Consider the following 21421-nt stretch of genomic DNA (forward strand, 5'->3'; position numbering starts at 1 on the left):
CGTTAGATGTTTGAGAGGGCTTGATTCTAGTACGAGAGGACCGAATTGAACAAACCTCTGGTGTATCAGTTGTACCGCCAGGTGCACTGCTGAGTAGCTACGTTTGGAAGAGATAAGCACTGAAAGCATATAAGTGCGAAACTCGCCTCAAGATGAGACATCTTTTAAGGGTCGTGGGAGATGACCACGTTGATAGGCTATAGGTGTAAAGACAGTAATGTCATAGCCGAGTAGTACTAATTACCCGTAGATTTATAGCCTGATATGGCGCACGAAAGTGCAGCAAGGTTAGCTCTTTGTGAAAGTTTTTATCGCTTAAAACAGATATCAGAGATTAGATCTCAGATATCAGACAAATTCGTCTGACATCTGATGTCTTGCATCTGACATCTTATATACAACCTTTAGGGTGGTTTTAGCGGTGGGGCTCACCTGTTCCCATTCCGAACACAGAAGTTAAGCCCACCAGCGCCGATGGTACTGCTAACGCGGGAGAGTAGGCCGCCGCCAGTTTTTATTTTATTTTTAAAAGTCTCATACATAATTGTATGAGACTTTTTTTTGCTCTATACTCCACAGCAAAACAAGAATCGATAAGTAATGAGTAATAAGTAATGAGTAATGAGTAATGAGTAATGAGTAATGAGTAATCAGGATTGTTCTCAATACCCATCATGATTATTTATCTAAGTCTTTACCTTTATTTATTCTGAATTTATCCTAGATCTTTTCCTTGTTATCATTACAAATCTAATTATACCCTCTATTGCCATCCTGTAAGGAGTTTTACCCATAACGTAAAAAGAGTTATAATACTTTTATTTTCAATAGTAAACATAGTAGTATAATAATAATGGATAATGCTCTTTTGAATCCCTGCAGAATGACAAAGGGAGAAGGTTACGGATAAACTGAAGTATCATACTAATACTCATCATTCATTATCTGACTTTCATCTATTACAAATTGACGTCTTTTTCCCCCTAAAATTATTTGTAGTATAGGTTTATATTAAATAGAAGTAATTGTGATAAAAATGAGGCTTATTTCAAGCCATGAAGGAAAGCTTGTAATGAATTACATTTAGATCTGAAAAAAGTCAAAGCAATTAATGATGTAGATAATGAAAAGGAAGAAGGTTTTATTGCTCTTAAGAATAAAATTAGATTGAATCAACCAATTATTGACCTTGGCTTAGATAATCATAGAATCATCGTCTCCAATTTAATGTATAGAATTATATAGAAATAAAAAAAGACTTACAGAAATGTAAGTCTTTTTGCTCCTCCTGCTGGGCTCGAACCAGCGACCCTCTGATTAACAGTCAGATGCTCTAACCAACTGAGCTAAGGAGGAATGTCCTTTGTTTTAAGTGGTGCAAATATAATAGGAATATCCGTACCAAGCAAGTTTTTATAACTTAATATTTAACAAAAATTGCTATTGTTTTATTTCTCAGTAAATTAAAATTGCATAAAATAAATATAATTTAAAAGACAAACACTAAAAATGGGTTTAAAGACTCTATCTTTTGAAACAAGATAAGATATTTCAGCTATAAAATGATCTATACAGGATCACTTTTAACAGATCTTGCAGTGCCAAGATCTTTTTTAAATATCCGAAATAATAGAATTTGAAGTGGCTTTATTCTTTGTCTGCTAATGGTATCCAAATCATTTGTTCTTATCTCTGAAATTGGACTATAATAGACTCAATTCGTCAATTTTCCTTATGATTGAGGGGGTAAGTTCTAATTTTTTTCACCTCATTTATGGATAGGTAAAAACTTTGTAAATAAAAGGCAACAAAAAATGTTTCTGATGTAAGTTGTAATTTTTTCGTATTCTGTTATTTATAAGCTTAATCATTCCCGAATACCAAAATACTATTACTTCCATATAATTTCTTGCTTATCCTTTTCCTTTCTAATAATAAGTAGAATTTTATTTTTGTTCACAGAATATACTATTTTTGTTATATTTGGTTATAACACTAAACTTGTATTACTTATGAGATCTTCATTCAAGGAGAAATTTTATGAACTTATTCATGATGAATACAAACTCTATTATATAACTCCTTTTGTTGATGAAATTTCAAATTTCTTAGATGAAAATAGGGATACTTACACTAATGTTTTAGACTTTGGATGTGGATTCGGAGACCTTTCAGATGTCTTTTATCAGGCGGGATTTGAGGTTACTGGAATAGATTCAGACATTGAAAGAATAACTGAAGCAAAAGCAAAATATTCAAATGTTAACTTTTTGAATTATAATTATACAGATGTACTGCCTTTTGCCGATAATTCATTTGATGTAATTTTTTCAAGCAGTGTTGTACAGTATATAGATCATGATACTTTTTTTAGGGAGTGCCTCAGAGTTTTAAAGAAGGGAGGATGTGTCATTTTTCTTGAAAATCTAAAAAATAATCCCATTACAAGAGTTGGTAGAGCTTATCTGAAATTGAGAAAATTTGATTATCAATCATATCCATGGAATCATTTAACCTTAAAAGAAATTAAAGAAATGAAAAAGTTTTTTAACTTAATCAGGGTTAAAACTTATCATGTCTTTGGTCCTTTACTTTATATATCAGGATTTAAAATTGTGAAGCCAATCTTAAAAAAGATTGATAAAATTCTGATGAATTTTAATTTTATAAAACATATTTCCTGGTTAGTTTTAATTATTGGTAAAAAATGATAACACAGAAGTATTCGAAAGTCAATATAAGAAATATTATCCCGTTCGCTTATAATGTAGTAAGAGCTAATAAAACGGAGGAATTTTTATCGTTTATAATTTGGGAGTTTTCTTGGCGGTTTTTAAAAAAAAATATAAAACTGCTTCAATTTAATAATGCCTTTCCAGATTTAATGATTGAGTGTGGATTAGATAGTCTTAAGAAAATCTCACATGTAAAGCTTCGCGAAAGTTCAGTAGATTTAAGTCTAGTGTTTGCTAAAGGAAATATTGGAATTTTTGGATCCGGAATAGCGGAGCCTTCAAAACTATTCTTTCAAGACCATCATGGAGTTACTACGGAATGTTTTGATTTTGGAACTAAGATCGAGGGTATTTTTATAGATAAAAGGGAAAATACTTTCATTTGTAGTGGTGGTATGGTATTTAAATCGAATGATTTGGGATTGACATTTAAAAAGGTCCTGGATTTTTCTTCAGATGAGAGTAGATTCTTATTTGAAACGATAACAGAAACTGATAATAATATATTAATTGGAGAATATGGAAATGTTGAAAAAAAGGGTAAATGGACTTTTGTTGGTTATGTGTATGTATCAAATGATGAAGGAGAGACGTGGGAAAAAAATGACTTTTTAGAAAAACACATCAATAAACACATTCATATACTACAATGGGTTAATCAATTAAAATGTTTGATTCTTACGGAAGGCGATGATAAAAAAGGGATTTGGACAAACAAATCCGATAATTATTCATTACAAAGCAGGGATGAAAAGTCCGGATGGTTTAAACGGAATAGATTTCATATTCAAAAAGGGGGCTATACCAGCATAGCCGAGACCAAAGAAAATATAGTATTGGGTACCGATTACTATCATGGAACAAATTTTATGGTATCCACAACCGATCTTAAAACATTTGATTATGTAATGATTCCGGATCCGTATAGAAGATCTGTAATATTCAGAATGCTTTATTTGGAAAATGGGATTATTTGGGCAAGTCTATATAATCATTTAAGCCCCAATAGGAGCCTGCTTATGTATTCGGAAGATTGTGGTAGGTCTTGGTATAAATTTCTTGAATATGATGGCTCTCTAATAAAAATAAGTATAATCAGCAATGCAATCGGAAACGATTTTTATATTTTAGCAGAAGATCTGATCTATAATGAACAGAAAACGTATATCATTTCTCATTAGATACATGATTACAAATAAAAAAAGACTTACATTTCTGTAAGTCTTTTTTGCTCCTCCTGCTGGGCTCGAACCAGCGACCCTCTGATTAACAGTCAGATGCTCTAACCAACTGAGCTAAGGAGGAATGTCCTTTGTTTTAAGTGGTGCAAATATAGGACGAATATTTATACCCTGCAAATATTTTTAAGAAAAATTTTCAAAAAATTATAGTGTTCCTGTAATGGCTTTAATAATATCGCTTCCAAAGATCAGAGCCATTAATCCTAATAGGAAGATAACTCCCACCATCTGAGCATTTTCCAATACTTTTTGTGGAACCGGTTTTCCTACGATCATCTCATATAGTGTAAATATAACATGTCCACCATCAAGTCCCGGAATAGGAATAAGGTTAAGGAATGCCAACCATACTGAGAACATTGCTGTAAAGCCCCAGAATGCTGTCCAGTCAATAGAAACACCTCCTTGTGCATCTTTACTTACCGGCATATTCTTTACAATAGCAAGTGGACCACCTACTTTTTTATACCCTTGGATTTTTTTGTTGAAGATTAATTTAAACTGTTTAATCTGATATGTTAAACTCTCAATTGTAAGGGTAAATCCTCTTTTTATAGAACCAAAGAAACTATATTCATTATGAACCATAAATTTCTCAGCTTCTTTGAAAGAAAGAACACCAATGGTTCCCTCTTTAGATACTGGGATTTTAAGGTCTTCAATCTGATTATTTCTTGACACCTGGAAGTCTACCACTTTTCCTGCATTAGGAACTACCAAAGGCTTTACTTCATCATAATAAGAAACAGGTTTCCCGTTGATGGCAACAATTTTATCACCTAGCTTTAATCCTGCATCAATTGTAGATTGGGTTACAATGGTATCAATAATAGGAGCCATTCTTGGAGTTAAGAATGATCTTGGTTCCGGATCATGAAATGCCATTACTTTTCCATCATCGCTGGTAGGAAAAGTAACCTCTTTTCCATTTCTGGAAACTGTGATTTCATCACTTAATAAAACGTCTAATGCCAGTTTTTTGAAGTCTTTCTGAACTTTTCCATCAACTTTCAAGATTTTATCTCCATCCTGGAAGCCCATTTTCTTGGCTGCTGCCGTATAGTGAAGGGGCGTATTGATTTTATCTGCGTCAAAAATTGTTTCTCCATTTTTTCCAACTAAAGCTGAGAATATGATCCAAGCCAGGAAGAAGTTTACTGTAACACCTCCTAACATGATAATTAGTCTCTGCCAGGCCGGTTTAGATCTGAATTCCCAAGATTCAGCCGGTTTTTTCATTTGGGCTGTATCCATACTTTCATCTACCATTCCGGCAATTTTTACATAACCACCGAAAGGAAGCCATCCGATACCGTATTTGGTTTGTTCCGGATATTTTCTCCAATCGTCGTCAGAAAGTTTTGATATATCGATAGGAACTTCTTCCTTTTTCCCGTTTACCTCTATCACTTCAGTATCGGGTAGATTCTGAGAGAAGAATTTATACTTCCATTTTCCGTTGACTTTCTTCATAGAGAATATGGAGAAGTAAGGATCAAAAAACAGGAAGAATTTCTCTGCTCTGGTCTTGAACCATTTTGCCGGTAAGAAGTGCCCAAGCTCATGAAGAACTACAAGTATAGAGATACTCAGAATGAACTGGAAGAGTTTGATTGCTATTTCCATTAATAAATTTTAGATTTTAATTTGCAAAGGTAACAATTATCAAAACTATGCCAAATAAAAAAGCCTCTCTAAACGAGAAGCTTTGTCATATTTCAGGACTATTTGATTATAAATTGAATGAAACGCCAAGACTTCCGTTATTACCCACCTCTGCAAATACTCCAATTCTTTCTGTAAAGAAGTAGCGGGCACCAATATGAGCCCCTATTCCAAAATCTTTTCCAACAACTCCTACGTCAACACCCGGATATATATCCAACTTTGGCGGGAGGTTTAAGGCTTCTTGCAGGTGGAAGTTCAGTCTTCCGAAAACAAACACCCGATTGTTTTTATCGTTGTTCTTATAATTACTGAAGTAACCGTTAAGCCCGGCACCCACAGATATAAGCTTATTCAACCCATAATCATAAGTTCCCGTTATCCCGGTTCCGTATCCCCAGGCACTTAGACCCAGTTGAACCTTTTGATCTCCTTTTCCTGTCCATGCTTGAGCATTCGCCGTGATTCCAAAAAAGAACATCATCACCATAAAAACCAATTTCTTCATAAATTTTATATTTTTTTAATGATATTAATAAAAATTACCTGCATCAAAAATGAAACCGAAAGACCCTGAATATTATAAAAATAGCAGACTTTAATAAATATTAAGAATTATAAATCACTTTTCTTTATTAAACATAAAAGGTGTATTTTTATACATTATATATCGTCATAACTAAAAATAAAAAGATGAAGATTGTAGGACTGAACTTGGATATCATCTGGAAAAATAAAGCTGAAAATTTTACCATAATAGAGAACGAACTTCAAAATCTTGATGCAGATCTGTTTCTGCTTCCTGAAATGTTTTCAACAGGATTTTGTATGGATGCAGCTGAAGTTTCTGACAAAAATAAAGAGTCTCTGGAGTTTTTGAAAAAGATCTCAAAAGAAAAAAATGCAGCATTCTGCGGAAGCGCTGCGGTAGAAGAAGAGGGTAAATTTTATAACAGAATGTATTTTGTACAACCGAACGGTGAAATTACTTTTTATGATAAAAGACATTTGTTCTCTTTTTCAGGAGAAGATAAAGTATATACTTCAGGAAGAGACAGAGTCATTGTAGAGTATAAAGGAATACGGTTTTTGCTTCAGGTCTGTTATGATCTTCGCTTCCCTGTGTTTGCAAGGAATAATGATGATTATGATGCTATTTTATACGTTGCGAACTGGCCTGAAAAAAGAGTAGGAGCTTGGGAGCATCTTTTAAAAGCAAGAGCCATTGAAAATCTTTCTTTTGTATTTGGCCTAAACAGAATAGGAACGGATGGAAATAATCTGTCTTATCAGGAAAGTTCTCATTGTTTCTTTGCTGATGGAAGAGAAATTTCGAATAAAAATGGAAATATAGTATCGGCAGAGCTGGATATGAACGAATTGAAAGATTTCAGAAATCATTTCCAGTTTTTAAATGATCGTGATCATTTTTCAATGGATTGATAAAAAATAAGACTGAGTTAATTTAAACTCAGCCTTATTTTTAGTCTTAAATATATTGTTGCAGGAGGTTTGTTAATGTATTTACATCATGCACTCCACTTTCCTTCCATAGAAGTTCTCCATTTTTGAAGACAGCTAAAGTAGGAACTCCTCTTACTCCATATTGTGCTGCCAAAGCAGGGTATTGGTCCACATCAACTTTAATGATTCTGGCTCCTTCGCCTATATTTTCTTTTACAGTATTTAAAACCGAAGACTGAACCTTACAAGGTTGGCACCAGGTGGCAAAAAAGTCAATAAGTACCGGTCTTTCGGAATTGATGATTTCCTGAAATTTTTGTGACATAGTTTAAGTTTCTTTTTATTTATTTTTATCAACTTCGTCCTGGATACCTTTTACATTTTTCCAGCTCGTTCCATCATAAGCTTCTACTCCGTTTTTCTTTAAAATTTCCATTGCCTGATCTGCTTGTATTCCTTTATTACAGAAAACAACTACTTTTTTACCCTTCAGAGTTTCTATATTGTTCTGAATTTCTGCCAATGGAATATTGATAGCATTCTTTGCCGTTCCAGCAGCATATTGCTCAGGAATTCTTACGTCTACCAATGTTACATCTGAACTGGTCACCACTTCCTTAATGTTAGTCTTGGGAGCTTCTGTGAAATGATTTGTTTTACAGCTACTTAACGCTAGAATAGAAAGTAAAGAAATTCCAAAAAAATTAACTTTCATGATGTTATGATGTTTTGGATTGACAGACAAAGTCTGTTGTCGGAAGTTTTTCTGTTTTTTTAATCCCGTTAAAACCACCTTCTATTTCAGTAAAGTTTCTGATTCCGTGTGAATTAAGAATGCTTGCGGCAATCATGCTTCTGTATCCTCCTGCACAGTGTAGGAAGAAATGTTCAGAATCATCAAGATTGCGTGCCCAGTCACTGATGGTATCCAAAGGTCTGTTATAAGCATTGTCAATATGTTCAGCAGAATATTCTGTTAGTTTTCTCACGTCAATTACTTTTGCATCTGCTGTAAACTGCTCTGCAAATTCAGTTGGAGAGATTCTTTTTACTTCATCAATTTCTTTACCTGCGTTTTTCCAGGCTTCAAAACCTCCTTCTAGATAACCTACCACATTGTCAAAACCTACACGGCTTAGTCTGATAATAATTTCTTCTTCAGTTCCTTCGTCAGTTATCAATAATAATGGATGCTTAACATCTACGATTAAAGTTCCTACCCAAGGGGCAAAATCTCCTTTTAATCCGATATTGATAGCATTCGGAACAAAACCTTTATGGAAATCTGCGGCTCCTCTGGTATCAAGAATTAAAGCTCCGGTTTCTTCTGCCATTGCTTCGAAATCTTCCGGAGAAACAGGGTTTAGTCCTTTATCCATTACTGTATCCAGGCTCTCATAGCCACCTTTGTTCATGGCTACATTCATTCCGAAATATTTTGGAGGTGCAGTCAGCCCATCAAGTACTTCTCTAATGAAAGAGGCCTTGTCTGGCTGATTAAGTGCATAATTCGTTCTTTTTTGGTTGCCTAAAATATCTACGGTCTCCTTCTGCATATTTTTTCCGCATGCTGAACCGGCTCCGTGAGCGGGATAAACAGTGATGCTGTCATCCAAAGGCATAATTTTGTTCTGGAGACTGTCATAAAGAATCCCTGCAAGATCTTCCTGAGTAAGGTTAGTAGCCTTCTGAGCAAGATCCGGTCTTCCTACATCTCCTAAGAACAGAGTATCTCCCGTGAAGATGGCGGTTTCTTTGCCATTTTCATCAATTAAAAGATAAGTGGTACTCTCCATCGTATGTCCAGGAGTGTGAAGTACCTTTATTTTTACTTTTCCAAGCTCAAAAATTTGATTGTCTTCTGCGATAATCGCTTCAAATTCAGGAGCAGCCGTAGGTCCGTATACAATTGGAGCTCCGGTTTTTTTGCTTAAATCTAAGTGTCCTGAAACAAAATCAGCATGGAAATGAGTTTCAAAAATATATTTTAAAGTGACATTGTCTTTTTCCAGACGATCCAGATAAGGTGTTACCTCTCTTAAAGGATCAATAATGACAGCTTCATTTTCTGATACAATATAATAGGCACCCTGAGCCAGACAGCCCGTATATATTTGTTCAATTTTCATTGGGGTATTTTTTTAATAGTTAAAGATACAAAGTATTAGATAAATTCTAAATCAAATGTTAAATTCAATTGATAGTTTCTTTCAATACTTGTTAAACGATTGTTTAAGTTCTTTTGTTTTTTTCAGCAAAAAGAATGCCTTACATAATGTTAAGATAGAAATGCTGTTTTTTATCATGTCTCTATTGAATGGCAATTCTTTATCAGGGTTGTTTTTTCAATCCCAGAAACCATGGTTTGAAATTTGCTTAAACAGGGAAAAGTTGTTCCCCTAGGTTACTAATGAAAGTTAGAGGGGAAATATCACAAAATATTTTACAAAAACCTTTATATTTATAAGTTAAAAAAGCAATCAAATGGCAGACAAAGCACAATTTATTGAAGAATTAAATGCTAGATACACTCCAAAGGGAGATCACATCATATTAGGGAAAGGAATGCTGGACGGAGAAGTCGTTCCGGAAGTGAATGTAACTATTCCTTTAAAAACAATCAACCGTCACGGTCTTATTGCAGGAGCAACGGGAACAGGAAAGACTAAAACATTACAGGTATTTGCAGAACAGCTTTCTCATCAGGGAATTCCATCATTGGTTTTGGATATCAAAGGTGACTTTTCCGGAATTGCAGAAGCCGGGCAGATGAATTCTATCATTGAAGAGAGGTATGCGAAAACTCAGCTTCCTTATACTCCACAGGGTTTTCCGGTAGAATTGATGAGTATTTCAGGAGGAAAAGGAATAAAATTGAGAGCTACTGTAACAGAATTCGGCCCTGTTTTATTAAGTAAAATTCTTGAACTTAATGATACCCAGCAAAGTATCATGTCTATTGTCTTTAAATATTGTGATGATAAAGGACTTCCTCTGATTGATCTTAAAGATTTAAAGAAAGTACTTCAGTATGTGACAGATAATGCACAAGGGAAAGCTGAGCTTGCCGCTAATTACGGATCGATAGCACCAGCTTCTTTGGGAGCTATTCTAAGATCTATTGTAGCTCTAGAGCAACAGGGTGCGGGAGATTTCTTTGGTGAATTAAGCTTTGATGTTCAGGACTTATTACAAACCAGAGATGGAAAAGGAGTTGTGAATATTTTAAGAGTATCAGATATTCAGAATAAGCCACAACTATTTTCTACCTTTATGCTTTCTCTTTTTGCAGAAATTTATATGACTTTTCCTGAAGAAGGAGATAGTGGTAAGCCAAAATTAGTGTTGTTCATAGATGAAGCACATTTACTTTTTGATGAAGCCTCAAAAACTCTTCTTTCACAGATTGAAACGATGGTAAAGCTTATCCGTTCAAAAGGAGTGGGTATTTATTTTATTACCCAGATTCCTGGTGATGTACCTGAGAGTGTTTTGTCTCAATTAGGGTTAAAAATACAACATGCTTTGAGAGGTTTTACAGCAAAAGATAAAAAGGAAATTTCCAAGGCTGTTGAGAATTATCCAACGACAGAATATTATAATGCCTCCAATCTTATTCAGAATTTAGGAATTGGGGAAGCATTTGTAACAGCTTTGGATGAAAAAGGAATTCCAACACCACTGGTTCATACCTATCTTATTTCTCCAGAATCAAGAATGGATGTTTTGAGTGAGGCGGAGATTACAGAATTAACGTCCGGCTCAGCCATGGTAGCCAAATATGAGCAAGCAATCGATAGAGAATCTGCTTATGAAATGCTAACCAACAGAATGGAGCAAGCAGCCCAAAATCCAACAACCAATCAGAGAACAAGACCGGTAAAAGAAGAACCGGGAATGTTTGAGCAGGTATTGCAAAGCCAGGCAGGAAGAACTTTTACCAATACATTAATGCGGGAAGGTGCAAAAGCTATTCTCGGAATGTTTGGTCTTGGAGGCAGAAAAAGATAATCCGAACCTAATATAGAGTAACCTGCTATATTTTGATATATTTTTTGTTATTTTAGCAGGTTATCTTTACTGATAGGAAAATGATATCGGGGTAAAGAATTGAAATTTTAAATAATAAACACAGCAGTTAACGGGAAAATCAATGTATTCAATTATAGACATAGAAAGTAATGGTGCAGGTTATAGAAATGAATGCATTATAGATATCGCCATCTACAGGTATGATGGACAGAAAATTACAGATCAGTTTATATCCCTTGTCAATCCGGAAGGAGATATTACTCCTTTTGTTCAGAAGCTTACCAGTATCACTCCTAAGATGGTGAAAACGGCCCCGAAGTTCCATGAAATAGCTAAAAGAGTGATTGAAATTACCCAAAATACAACCCTGGTAGGACATAATATTGATTTCGATTACAGAATGCTTCGCCAATCGTTTAAAAGATTGGGTTATGATTTTAAAATCAATACTTTAGATACTATTCCTTTAGCTAAAAAACTGATTCCTGATGAAGTAAGCTATTCATTAGGTAAATTGGTAAAATCATTAGGGATTCCTTTGACTAATCATCACAGAGCAGACGGAGATGCCAGAGCTACGCTGGAACTGTTTAAACTTTTAATATCCAAAGATACCGAAAACGAGATAATCCAAAAACAGCACGAAGAAACCAATGCCAAAACCTATATCAATAAGATTAAGCAATTGACACAGGATCTTCCCAACGAAAAAGGGTTCGTTTATTTTCAGGATGAAGCAGGAAAAATTATTTTTTCCGATTATGTGCAGGATATCAATAAATTTTCAAAAAAAGTATTCAATTCCAAATCCAAGAAATGGGAACAGGTTCAAAAGGACGTTGAACAGATTAATTTTGAACTTACCGGAACGGATATTATCGCGAAATTAATCCTGAACTCTAAAAAGGTTAAGAAAAAAGAGGTTCTGCCATTCGGACTTTATTTCAGAAACAACAAATATGTTGTTGAAAAAAATACTCTCAATAAAACAGAAAAGGCAATCTTGAAATTCAGATCATTTACTCAAGGTGCAAAAGCCGTTCAGTTTATTGGTGCTCAGGAAGAATACAATGATGTAAATGTGTTAAAACAGAAGATAGAATTCAGAAAAAGGAATGAGCTTTGGCTGGGCACCGGAAGAAAATTAGGCGAGAAATTATTTTTAATTATTGAAAACGGAAAAGTAATATCCTTTGGTTTTTATGAGCTGTTTACACAGATACAAACGCTCAGTAAACTTGCCAAATTAAAAATTGATCTTCAGCTGTCTTCAACGGATTTGAATAATGAACTGCAGTTGGCACTTCTGCGCGGTGATTTTGAGACTTTACCGCTACCTAAATAATACAGAAATTTAGGCCTTAAATTTTGATTAGAAAGAAGATACTTTTAAATCAATTTTCTCAGAATAAAAAATAAATAGTATTTTTGCAAAAAATAAATAGAAGCAATGCAAATTCTTAAACAAATAAAAACTGGAAAAAAGGGAGCTATTAAGTTCTCTAAGGTTTGGAATATTTAAAAGACTTGTCTTGCATAAAAAATAATCAATGTGGCAGGCTCTTTTTCAAAGAATCTGCCTTTTTTTATGTTAAAATGAAATTATGAATTCACAAGAATTATTAAAGATCGCCAATGAGTTTGGCACCCCGGTGTATGTGTATGATGCAGAATCCATCAAAGTTCAATACGAAAAACTTACATCTTCTTTTTTAAAACATACTAAGTTCTTCTATGCAGCGAAGGCGTTGACCAATATCAATATCCTTAAGTATGTCAAGAAGCTGGGTGCATCTTTAGATTGCGTATCTATTAACGAAGTCAAATTAGGATTAAAGGCAGGATTTCCAAAAGAAAAAATATTGTTTACTCCCAATTGTGTTGACTTAGCTGAAATAGAGGAAGCAATGTCTTTCGGAGTTCATATTAATATTGATAACATTTCTATTCTTGAGCAATTTGGGAATAAATACGGAAATTCTTACCCTATTTTTGTTAGAATCAACCCGCATATCTTTGCCGGAGGGAACTATAAAATCTCAACAGGGCATATCGACAGTAAGTTCGGAATCTCCATTCATCAGCTTCGTCACATTGAAAGAGTGATGAAAAGTACCAACCTTAATGTTGAAGGTCTTCACATGCATACAGGAAGTGAGATTAAAGATCCTGAGGTATTCCTTCAGGCGCTGGATATCATGCTTGAACTTTCTGAACATTTCCCTAACCTGAAATATCTGGACATGGGAAGTGGTTTCAAAATCCCTTACCAGGACAGCGAAGAAGAAACTGACGTTAAAACATTAGGCAGAAAAGTAGAAAAAGTTTTAGGAGAGTTTTCAAAAACAACAGGTAGAAAATTCGAGCTTTGGTTTGAACCAGGGAAATTCTTAGTAGGAAAAAGTGGTTACCTTTTAGTGAAAGCGAATGTAATCAAACAAACTACTGCTACTGTTTTCGTAGGAGTGAACTCAGGGTTTAATCACCTGATCCGCCCTATGTTTTATGATTCTTACCACGCTATTGAAAACTTATCTAATCCAAAAGGAGCGGAAAGAATTTATACCGTAGTAGGGAACATCTGTGAAACGGATACCTTTGCATGGGACAGAAAACTACACGAAGTAAGAGAAGGTGACATCCTTGCGTTCCACAACGCCGGCGCGTATGGTTTTGAGATGAGTTCAAATTTCAATTCAAGATTAAAGCCTGCTGAAGTTCTGTTCCTTGATGGAAAAGCTCATCTGATCCGTAAAAGAGACGAATTCGAAGACTTATTGAGAAACCAGATTGAAGTGGTTATCTAATCAATAGAAAATAATATACGAACGGCTATCCTTTAGGATGGCCGTTTTGTTTTATGCTGGAGTGGCAAAGTTTAACCAATGTGGTAAAAAAATGAACCGTAAGTCTGGTAGAACGTCAGTAAAGGACTTATTTAAGATAGCTGAGTGAAACGCCTTTGCGGACTAAAAGTTATTATACAATCCAAAACCTTAGCGGGCACTACGTTAAAATAAAAACAACTGAATTAGAGTTTGATGAAAAATTTACCATTTTTTTAATAGTTAAACGTCTCGAAAACTCCAATTAATTGGCTAAATTTGATAGGATTAGGGTACTTTTATCCTAGTTATTATAATAAAAAGAACTACCAAATCTATTATTTATGGCTAAAAATATAGCAGAGCAAATTGTAGAAATGCTCGAAAACGCTAATGTGAAAAGAATTTATGCAGTGACAGGTGACAGCCTCAATCACCTAAATGTTGCGGTGAAGAAAAGCAGCATCCAGTGGATTCATGTACGACATGAAGAAGTAGGAGCTTATGCTGCTGCTGCCGAAGCTGAACTTGATGGTCTTGCAGTGTGTGCAGGAAGCTGCGGTCCTGGACACGTTCACCTGATTAATGGAGTATATGAGGCACACAGATCGCATGTTCCGATGCTGGTGATTGCATCTACAATTCCCAGTGATGAAATGGGAATGGATTACTTTCAGGAGACAAACACAATAAAATTATTTGACGATTGCAGTTATTATAATCAAATGATTACCCGTCCTGAGCAGGTACAACGAACAGTTCAAACGGCTATCCAACATGCGATTTCTAAAAAAGGAGTAGCGGTCATCGGCCTTCCGGGTGATGTTTCAGAACTGGATGCACAGGAAACAACGACTTCTACTCAAATCTTTAAAACCAATCCTGTAATAAGACCATCAGATGATGAGTTGAAAAATCTGGCAACGCTGATTAATGAAAATAAAAAGATAACCCTTTACTGCGGGATTGGAGCTGCTGAAGCGAGTGCTGAGGTTATCAAATTATCTCACTTACTAAAGGCTCCTGTAGGATATTCATTCCGGGGAAAGATGGCGATTCAGCCTAATAATTCTAATGAGATTGGTCTTACAGGTTTGTTAGGATTTCCTTCCGCTTATCATGCCATGCACGAAGCAGATGTTGTAATTCTTCTGGGAACTGACTTTCCTTACCAAAAGTTTATGCCGGTAAAAAATAAAATAGTTCAGATCGATGAAAGTCCGGAAAGGCTGGGAAGAAGGGCAAAGCTTGAATTAGGTCTTACTGGAGATGTAAAACAATCGATTATGGCATTGCTTCCCATGCTGAATGAGAAAACAGATGTTGACTTTCTCAATGAGCAATTGGCATTTTACGATAAAGTAAAGGAAAATCAGCTGGAATATGTAAAGGATTACGGGAAAGAAAATGCTATTCAGCCGGAGTATGTTGCCCATACGTTGGACCGTTTGGCTAAAAAAGATGCAATTTTCACTGTAGATACAGGAATGTGCTGTGTTTGGGGAGCAAGATTTATTACAGGAACCGGAGAACGAAAAATGTTGGGATCTTTTAACCACGGATCAATGGCCAATGCAATGCCAATGGCTATTGGAGCGTCTCTTGCCCATCCGGATAAGCAGGTTATTGCCATGTGTGGGGATGGTGGTTTATCTATGCTGTTGGGAGATATGGCAACCATTTTCCAATATAAGCTTCCCGTAAAATTGATTGTTTTTAATAACAGGACGTTGGGAATGGTAAAATTAGAAATGGAAGTGGGCGGAATGCTGGATAACGAAACCGATATGATTAATCCTGATTTTGCATTAGTTGCCCAGGCTATGGGATATCCTGGAAAAAATGTTCATCAACCCGAAGAGGTAGAAAGTGCGATTAAAGAATGTCTGGATTATAACGGACCTTATCTCCTTAATATTTTTACCAACCCTAATGCGCTGGCTCTTCCTCCTAAGATTGAACTGGATCAGGTTCTCGGGATGACCAAATCTATGGCTCAGCTGATGCTGGGGGGAAAAATGGATGAAGTACTCGAAACGGTAAAAAGTAATTATAAGCATATTAAAGGCTTGTTATAGAGGCAGTTTTAGATATCTTTATAAAGATGAAGTGAAAAAAATTGAAAACTTCATACATTGTGTGAAGTTTTCTTTTTGGTAAGACTCTTAAATATTTACCTTTGTTTATTAATTTAATGAAAAGATCAAGCTATGAAAACGATACTTTTATTTTTTGCCTTATGTTTTGCAAACTTTGCTTTTGCACAAGAGCTTGAAGATAGAGATGATTCCTTTATTGTAGAAAATAATAAAAACCTTTTTAAAATAGACATTAAGGAACCTTTTTTACAGGTTGCAGCAAAATGTACTGATTTTAAACCGGCAGCATTTGAAGGTGGAGCTTCGGCATATAGAGATATTTTGAGCAAATACATGTATACATACCTGAATGCAGATTTCTATACGCTGAGTGGAGACTTTACATTTACTCTGATAATCAATGAAACGGGAAAAGTAATAGATGCTGTAGGAGCTCCAAAAGTTTTACACAGTGAAGCTTTCTTTGATGATATGCAATATGTCGTAAGAAGGATCAAAAAAACCTGGAAGCCAGCTACCTGTAATGGACAACCGGTAAAATCTGAGATGAAAGTGAAAATGAACTTCTCATCCTTATCAGTAGATATGTAATCCAAAGGCATGAATGAAAAACTACTAACCATTTTCTTATTTACTTTTTCTTTTTTTTATTGCGTCGACCTGAATATTGGGGTTGACTGGAAATTGATTGTACTGAAGAACCAATAATAACCATGAAAAAATACATTTTAATCCTGTTCCTGTTCTTTGGATTTATAGGATATTCACAAGGATCAAAAAATCCGGCAGAAACCGTTATGAATTCTCAAAATGCAGCGTTTCCGGGTGGCGATGACGCTTTTACCAAAGAATTCTTACAAATGATCCATTCCTATATTGATTTGAAAAAATATGCAGTAAACGGAATGTTTGTTTTTGTCTTTGATGTGAATACAAGTGGGAAAGTCGAAAATCTTGATGTCTTACCTAAAGTGAAAAATAGCGAGATGTTTATAGATGACATGCAGTTTGCTATTAAAAAAGTAAAAAAGAAATGGAAACCTGCAATGAAAGATGGTCAGCCGGTCGTTTCTAAAAAAATCATTAAAATTAATTTTACATCAGATCATTTTGACCACGGAGATTAATACTCATTTTAAGTAGAGGAAAATTACTCTTTTCATGAGTTTAACATATCATAATAATCCTCCTGCCATTCTGTCACAATATTTTGTATCTTTGCAGACTCATCTGTTCGTAGATTAAAATTCACGGAAAGGTTTCCCGTGTTTTAATCCCGAACCTTAAATTGATTATCGTGCAGGAAAAATATATAGACGAAACAAAACAGGGAGAAGCATTTGCGATTGCCGAAAGACCTGAAAATTCTAAAAAACTGTTTTTAGAAAGCTATGGTTGTCAGATGAACTTCTCTGATTCCGAAATTGTTGCCTCCATTCTTAATGAACAAGGATATAATACAACGATGAAAGTGGAAGAAGCCGATCTGATCCTGTTAAATACATGTTCTATCCGTGAAAAGGCGGAACAGACAGTAAGAATGCGTCTTTCCCAATTCAAAAATCTTAAGAGAGAAAAACCAAACATGACGGTAGGGGTTCTGGGATGTATGGCAGAAAGGTTGAAAACCAAGTTCTTAGAAGAAGAACAATTGGTAGACCTTGTGGTAGGACCAGACGCCTATAGAGACTTACCCAACTTACTAAAGGAAACTGACGATGGTAGAGATGCCATCAACGTAATTCTTTCCAAAGAAGAAACCTATGCAGATATCAACCCTGTTCGTTTAGGCGGAAATGGAGTTACTGCTTTTGTTACCATTACGAGAGGTTGTGATAACATGTGTACATTCTGTGTAGTACCATTTACCAGAGGAAGAGAAAGAAGCCGTGATCCCCATTCCATTATTGAGGAATGTAAAGGCCTTGCGAATAGTGGTTATAAAGAAATTACGCTTTTAGGACAGAATGTAGATTCTTACCTATGGTATGGAGGCGGTCCTAAAAAAGATTTTGCCAAAGCATCCGAAATGCAGAAAGCAACTGCGGTTAATTTCGCTCAGTTATTAGATTTGGTTGCCAAGGCAGTTCCGGAAATGAGAATCAGATTCTCCACATCAAATCCTCAGGATATGAGCCTGGATGTATTCAGAATGATGGCGAAACATAATAACATCTGTAAATATGTTCACCTTCCTGTGCAGAGTGGAAGCAACAATATGCTTGAAGCAATGAACAGACAACATACCCGTGAAGAATATCTTGAACTCATCAGAAAAGCTAAGGAAATTGTTCCTGAAGTTGCCTTCTCCCAGGATATGATCGTTGGATTTTGCAGCGAATCCGAAGAAGACCACCAGGATACGTTAAGTCTGATGAAAGAAGTGGAATATGACTATGGATATATGTTCGCTTATTCGGAAAGACCGGGAACACCTGCTCACAAGAAAATGGAAGATAATATCCCGGCTGATGTGAAGCAGAGACGTCTTGCTGAGGTAATTGCACTTCAGGGTGAGCTTTCCAGAATGAGAATGCAGTCGTATGTGGGAAGAGTTCACCAGATTCTGATCGAAGGAACTTCCAGAAAGAATGAAAATCAATGGAAAGGAAGAAACTCTCAAAACGCAGTTTGTGTCTTCGATAAGCTTGAGGGGCAGAAAATAGGTGACATTGTGGACGTATTTGTACATGATAATACCCAAGGCACACTTTTAGGGAAAATCACAGAATAAATTTAAGTTTTGAAAGCGGTTTACCTTTTTACTCTATTTTCTTTTGTTCTGTTTTCTTGTCAGGCAGAGAAAAATAGGAGCAAATATCCGGATACCGTGGGTGATATAGCTTTTGACAGCAAGTTAGATGAAGCAGGTTTTAAGAAATGTGGAGCAGGAAAAGACAAGCCTTTCAGTTTTCAATATTATCACGGACCGCAAAAGTTCGATTATAAGGGAGAAAAAAATGCTATCGTCGAAAAACTTAAAAAAGAAAATATATATTCAGAAAAGAAGATCAATGATTATATTACCGTTAGATTTTTAGTAAATTGTGAAGGAAAAACAGGATTGTTCAGACTAAAGCATATGAATTCAGAGTTGAAAGATATTGCTTTGGATGAAGAACTGGAAAATAGGCTGTTGAAGTTCACAAAATCATTAAGTGGCTGGATGCCGAAAGAGATAGAAGGTTTAAAAGTAGATTACTATCAGTATTTAACCTATAAAATTGAAGATGGAAAAGTTTCAGAGGTATTACCTTAGCTTTTTGTTACTTATCGTGTACACCAATACTATTGCACAGGTCAACTGTAATGCAATAGAGGGTGAGGACTGTAAAAAAGCGTGTGAACTTTACAACAAAGCTTCAGAGTTACAAGGTTTCCGCGAGTCTCAGGAAGGTTTTGATAAAGCTATTGAACTTTGTCCGGATTTCTCCAATGCTTATATGGAGAAAGCGGTACCTTATCTTAAAAACGGAGATTTTTCAACCTGGAAAATCCTGATTGATAAAGCCGTTGCCTTAAATCCTAAAATGCACCTTGGTTACAGAGGCTGGTGTAAATTTCAATTTTTAGGGGATTATAAAGGGGCAATTCAGGACTTAGAAGAGTTCCGTCAATATTATCCTGAAGATCTTGGAAGATCTTTAAATGGAGATTATCATTTGGATGTGGTGAAAGCTATGTCCTACAGTGGTTTAGGGAAGAAAGAAAAAGCGGCCGGCATTATCGAAAAGCTTCTGGCTACAAGAGGGTATGTAAAGGGAATGTTTGACCATTACCAGCTTGGCGTTACCTATTTTGAACTGGGCAGATATGATAAAGCCCTGGAAAATTTTGAAAAACAAAGCAAAGAGTACAACTTTGCCGAGAATATATACTTTAAAAGTAAAGTTTCTAAGATCAGAAACAAGGATTATTTGGATTTAAAAATGTTAGCCTTAAAAACGTATGATGAAGGCAAGACAATGAAAGATGTCTATACCCATCATTTTAACAAAGTTTACAGACAGCAGATTGAAGAGCTGTAGAACATTAAATCAATAATCAAAAATTTACTTATGAGCAACGAGCTACAAAACATAAAAAACCGCTTCGGAATTATCGGGAACTTTCCGGCACTTAACAGAGCATTGGAAAAATCGATACAGGTTGCCCCTACAGATATCTCCGTCCTTGTGATTGGAGAAAGTGGAGTAGGGAAAGAATTTATTCCGAAGATCATTCATTCAGAATCCAGAAGAAAACATCAGCCTTATATCGTAGTCAACTGTGGAGCTATTCCTGAAGGAACCATAGACTCAGAGTTATTCGGGCATGAAAAAGGAGCATTTACAGGAGCTACTGCCACCAGAAAAGGGTATTTTGAAGTAGCAGACGGAGGAACAATCTTTTTAGATGAGGTAGGAGAACTTCCGTTACAGACACAGGTTCGTCTTTTAAGAGTGCTGGAAAGCGGTGAGTTTATGAAAGTGGGATCTTCGCAGGTACAAAAGACCAATGTAAGAATCGTGGCAGCTACCAATGTAAACATGATGAAGGCTATTCATGACGGAAGATTCCGCGAGGATTTGTACTATCGTTTGAATACCGTTCAGATTGATATGCCTCCTTTAAGAGAAAGAAAGGGAGATATTCATTTGTTGTTCAGAAAATTTGCCATAGATTTTGCAGAAAAATACAGAATGCCGGAACTGGAACTGGAGCCAAGTGCTGTTCATTATGTAGAAAATTATTCTTTTCCGGGTAACGTCCGTCAATTGAGGAATCTTGTAGAACAGATGACCGTTGTGGAAAGAAACAGAAATATCACGGCAGAAAAGCTTGCAGAATATATTCCGATGGAAACCCATCTCCCAATGGTGGTAAACAATCAGAGTACACCGAAATCGAATGATTTTGGAAGCGAAAGGGAAATCATGTATAAGATTCTATTCGATATGAGGAGCGATATTAATGATTTAAAATCCTTAACTTCGGAATTGATAAAGAACAGAGGAACAGCAGATCTGAGCAATCATGAAAAAAGTCTCATCAACAGAATTTATACTCCTGAAGCTCAGCCACAGGTAAATTCCGGTTCTTTACTGTATTTTGAGAATAACGATGCGCCGGCGGTACAAACCCCTACAATCATTTCAAGTCCGGATGACAGCTATGAAGATATTGAGGATATTGAAATAGAAGAAAACAGACCAGAATCACTTTCTCTTCAGAATAACGAAAAGGATTTGATTATAAAAGCCCTGGAAAAACATAAAGGAAGAAGAAACAGAGCTGCTGATGAGCTTGGAATTTCACAGAGAACCTTATATAGAAAAATAAAACAGTATAATCTGGAAGATTAGTAAAGCACAAAATAA

The 21421-nt window shown here is 35.6% G+C and carries 18 protein-coding genes, 2 tRNA genes and 2 rRNA genes (1 of these 22 running past the window's edge); 15 read left to right on the forward strand and 7 right to left on the reverse strand.

Going from position 1 to position 21421, the window contains the following annotated elements:
- Positions 1–260: ribosomal RNA gene (locus tag NBX25_RS02350) — 23S ribosomal RNA — on the forward strand (it extends 2500 nt beyond the left edge of the window).
- A 145-nt stretch (positions 261–405) separates the two neighbouring features.
- A 5S ribosomal RNA gene (gene rrf / locus NBX25_RS02355) occupies positions 406–513 on the forward strand.
- A 769-nt stretch (positions 514–1282) separates the two neighbouring features.
- Here the strand turns inward: rrf and NBX25_RS02360 are convergent.
- Positions 1283–1356, reverse strand: a tRNA-Asn gene (locus NBX25_RS02360).
- A 656-nt stretch (positions 1357–2012) separates the two neighbouring features.
- On the opposite strand from NBX25_RS02360, the gene NBX25_RS02365 reads away from it, so the two are divergent.
- Positions 2013–2711, forward strand: a complete 699-nt coding sequence (locus tag NBX25_RS02365) for a class I SAM-dependent methyltransferase (protein ID WP_250252677.1) — start codon at positions 2013–2015, stop codon at positions 2709–2711.
- Positions 2708–3916 carry a beta propeller repeat protein gene (locus NBX25_RS02370; RefSeq protein ID WP_250252678.1) on the forward strand — a complete coding sequence of 403 codons (1209 nt, stop codon included), beginning with the start codon at positions 2708–2710 and terminating at the stop codon, positions 3914–3916. Before NBX25_RS02365 ends, NBX25_RS02370 begins: the two co-directional genes overlap by 4 nt.
- 50 nt (positions 3917–3966) lie before the next feature.
- Here the strand turns inward: NBX25_RS02370 and NBX25_RS02375 are convergent.
- From NBX25_RS02375 to NBX25_RS02385, 3 genes are all read right to left on the reverse strand, one after another.
- A tRNA-Asn gene (locus NBX25_RS02375) sits at positions 3967–4040 on the reverse strand.
- Positions 4041–4120: 80 nt separating this feature from the next.
- A complete protein-coding gene (gene rseP, locus NBX25_RS02380; protein WP_250252679.1) occupies positions 4121–5602 on the reverse strand; it encodes an RIP metalloprotease RseP in 1482 nt (493 codons plus the stop codon).
- 106 nt (positions 5603–5708) lie between these two features.
- Complete coding sequence (locus NBX25_RS02385) at positions 5709–6149, reverse strand: DUF6646 family protein (protein ID WP_250252680.1); 441 nt, start codon at positions 6147–6149, stop codon at positions 5709–5711.
- 185 nt (positions 6150–6334) lie between these two features.
- Here NBX25_RS02385 and NBX25_RS02390 point away from each other — a divergent pair, with 185 nt between their 5' ends.
- Entirely contained in the window at positions 6335–7084 is a 750-nt protein-coding gene (locus tag NBX25_RS02390) for a nitrilase-related carbon-nitrogen hydrolase (RefSeq protein WP_250252681.1), read from the forward strand.
- A 46-nt stretch (positions 7085–7130) separates the two neighbouring features.
- Here NBX25_RS02390 and NBX25_RS02395 read toward each other — a convergent pair whose 3' ends face one another.
- From NBX25_RS02395 to NBX25_RS02405, 3 genes are read right to left on the reverse strand one after another with little or no spacing between them, the layout of a single operon-like run.
- Positions 7131–7430, reverse strand: a complete 300-nt coding sequence (locus NBX25_RS02395) for a thioredoxin family protein (RefSeq protein WP_065396340.1) — start codon at positions 7428–7430, stop codon at positions 7131–7133.
- A gap of 15 nt (positions 7431–7445) precedes the next feature.
- A complete protein-coding gene (locus tag NBX25_RS02400) occupies positions 7446–7820 on the reverse strand; it encodes a rhodanese-like domain-containing protein (protein WP_250252682.1) in 375 nt (124 codons plus the stop codon).
- 4 nt (positions 7821–7824) lie between these two features.
- The gene (locus NBX25_RS02405) at positions 7825–9234 is read right to left on the reverse strand and encodes an MBL fold metallo-hydrolase (protein ID WP_250252683.1); all 1410 of its coding nucleotides are present in this window, start codon (positions 9232–9234) and stop codon (positions 7825–7827) included.
- 355 nt (positions 9235–9589) lie between these two features.
- Here NBX25_RS02405 and NBX25_RS02410 point away from each other — a divergent pair, with 355 nt between their 5' ends.
- The 10 genes from NBX25_RS02410 to NBX25_RS02455 all read left to right on the forward strand — a co-directional run bounded on the left by NBX25_RS02410 (position 9590) and on the right by NBX25_RS02455 (position 21406).
- Complete coding sequence (locus NBX25_RS02410) at positions 9590–11116, forward strand: helicase HerA-like domain-containing protein (RefSeq protein ID WP_123909662.1); 1527 nt, start codon at positions 9590–9592, stop codon at positions 11114–11116.
- Between the two features lie 142 nt (positions 11117–11258).
- Positions 11259–12482: a 3'-5' exonuclease gene (locus NBX25_RS02415; protein ID WP_123909663.1), complete on the forward strand. Its 1224-nt coding sequence runs from the start codon at positions 11259–11261 to the stop codon at positions 12480–12482.
- A 259-nt stretch (positions 12483–12741) separates the two neighbouring features.
- Positions 12742–13944, forward strand: a complete 1203-nt coding sequence (gene lysA, locus NBX25_RS02420; protein ID WP_185145557.1) for a diaminopimelate decarboxylase — start codon at positions 12742–12744, stop codon at positions 13942–13944.
- Positions 13945–14306: 362 nt separating this feature from the next.
- Positions 14307–16040 (forward strand): thiamine pyrophosphate-dependent enzyme, encoded by a 1734-nt coding sequence (locus NBX25_RS02425; protein ID WP_250252684.1) that lies wholly within the window; start codon positions 14307–14309, stop codon positions 16038–16040.
- Between the two features lie 132 nt (positions 16041–16172).
- Entirely contained in the window at positions 16173–16652 is a 480-nt protein-coding gene (locus tag NBX25_RS02430; protein WP_123909665.1) for an energy transducer TonB, read from the forward strand.
- Between the two features lie 122 nt (positions 16653–16774).
- The gene (locus NBX25_RS02435; RefSeq protein WP_123909666.1) at positions 16775–17188 is read left to right on the forward strand and encodes an energy transducer TonB; all 414 of its coding nucleotides are present in this window, start codon (positions 16775–16777) and stop codon (positions 17186–17188) included.
- 170 nt (positions 17189–17358) lie between these two features.
- A complete protein-coding gene (gene miaB, locus NBX25_RS02440; protein WP_250252685.1) occupies positions 17359–18795 on the forward strand; it encodes a tRNA (N6-isopentenyl adenosine(37)-C2)-methylthiotransferase MiaB in 1437 nt (478 codons plus the stop codon).
- 9 nt (positions 18796–18804) lie between these two features.
- The gene (locus NBX25_RS02445; protein ID WP_250252686.1) at positions 18805–19320 is read left to right on the forward strand and encodes a hypothetical protein; all 516 of its coding nucleotides are present in this window, start codon (positions 18805–18807) and stop codon (positions 19318–19320) included.
- Positions 19292–20089 carry a tetratricopeptide repeat protein gene (locus NBX25_RS02450; RefSeq protein WP_123858254.1) on the forward strand — a complete coding sequence of 266 codons (798 nt, stop codon included), beginning with the start codon at positions 19292–19294 and terminating at the stop codon, positions 20087–20089. The genes NBX25_RS02445 and NBX25_RS02450 overlap by 29 nt, the downstream gene beginning before the upstream one ends.
- Before the next feature lie 30 nt (positions 20090–20119).
- Positions 20120–21406 carry a sigma-54 interaction domain-containing protein gene (locus NBX25_RS02455; protein WP_123909669.1) on the forward strand — a complete coding sequence of 429 codons (1287 nt, stop codon included), beginning with the start codon at positions 20120–20122 and terminating at the stop codon, positions 21404–21406.
- The last annotated feature ends 15 nt before the right edge of the window (positions 21407–21421 follow it).

Origin of the sequence: Chryseobacterium sp. Marseille-Q3244 (assembly GCF_940807095.1) — a bacterium.
Classification (GTDB): domain Bacteria; phylum Bacteroidota; class Bacteroidia; order Flavobacteriales; family Weeksellaceae; genus Chryseobacterium.

Excerpts from the sequence above, each read along its gene's own strand:
- NBX25_RS02455 (WP_123909669.1), top strand. The coding sequence starts at position 20,120 with ATGAGCAACGAGCTACAAAACATAAAAAACCGCTTCGGAATTATCGGG.
- NBX25_RS02365 (WP_250252677.1), top strand. The coding sequence starts at position 2,013 with ATGAGATCTTCATTCAAGGAGAAATTTTATGAACTTATTCATGATGAA.
- NBX25_RS02385 (WP_250252680.1), bottom strand. The coding sequence starts at position 6,149 with ATGAAGAAATTGGTTTTTATGGTGATGATGTTCTTTTTTGGAATCACG.
- NBX25_RS02430 (WP_123909665.1), top strand. The coding sequence starts at position 16,173 with ATGAAAACGATACTTTTATTTTTTGCCTTATGTTTTGCAAACTTTGCT.
- NBX25_RS02425 (WP_250252684.1), top strand. The coding sequence starts at position 14,307 with ATGGCTAAAAATATAGCAGAGCAAATTGTAGAAATGCTCGAAAACGCT.
- NBX25_RS02410 (WP_123909662.1), top strand. The coding sequence starts at position 9,590 with ATGGCAGACAAAGCACAATTTATTGAAGAATTAAATGCTAGATACACT.
- NBX25_RS02400 (WP_250252682.1), bottom strand. The coding sequence starts at position 7,820 with ATGAAAGTTAATTTTTTTGGAATTTCTTTACTTTCTATTCTAGCGTTA.
- NBX25_RS02370 (WP_250252678.1), top strand. The coding sequence starts at position 2,708 with ATGATAACACAGAAGTATTCGAAAGTCAATATAAGAAATATTATCCCG.
- NBX25_RS02395 (WP_065396340.1), bottom strand. The coding sequence starts at position 7,430 with ATGTCACAAAAATTTCAGGAAATCATCAATTCCGAAAGACCGGTACTT.
- NBX25_RS02415 (WP_123909663.1), top strand. The coding sequence starts at position 11,259 with ATGTATTCAATTATAGACATAGAAAGTAATGGTGCAGGTTATAGAAAT.
- NBX25_RS02450 (WP_123858254.1), top strand. The coding sequence starts at position 19,292 with ATGGAAAAGTTTCAGAGGTATTACCTTAGCTTTTTGTTACTTATCGTG.
- lysA (WP_185145557.1), top strand. The coding sequence starts at position 12,742 with ATGAATTCACAAGAATTATTAAAGATCGCCAATGAGTTTGGCACCCCG.
- NBX25_RS02435 (WP_123909666.1), top strand. The coding sequence starts at position 16,775 with ATGAAAAAATACATTTTAATCCTGTTCCTGTTCTTTGGATTTATAGGA.
- NBX25_RS02405 (WP_250252683.1), bottom strand. The coding sequence starts at position 9,234 with ATGAAAATTGAACAAATATATACGGGCTGTCTGGCTCAGGGTGCCTAT.
- NBX25_RS02390 (WP_250252681.1), top strand. The coding sequence starts at position 6,335 with ATGAAGATTGTAGGACTGAACTTGGATATCATCTGGAAAAATAAAGCT.
- rseP (WP_250252679.1), bottom strand. The coding sequence starts at position 5,602 with ATGGAAATAGCAATCAAACTCTTCCAGTTCATTCTGAGTATCTCTATA.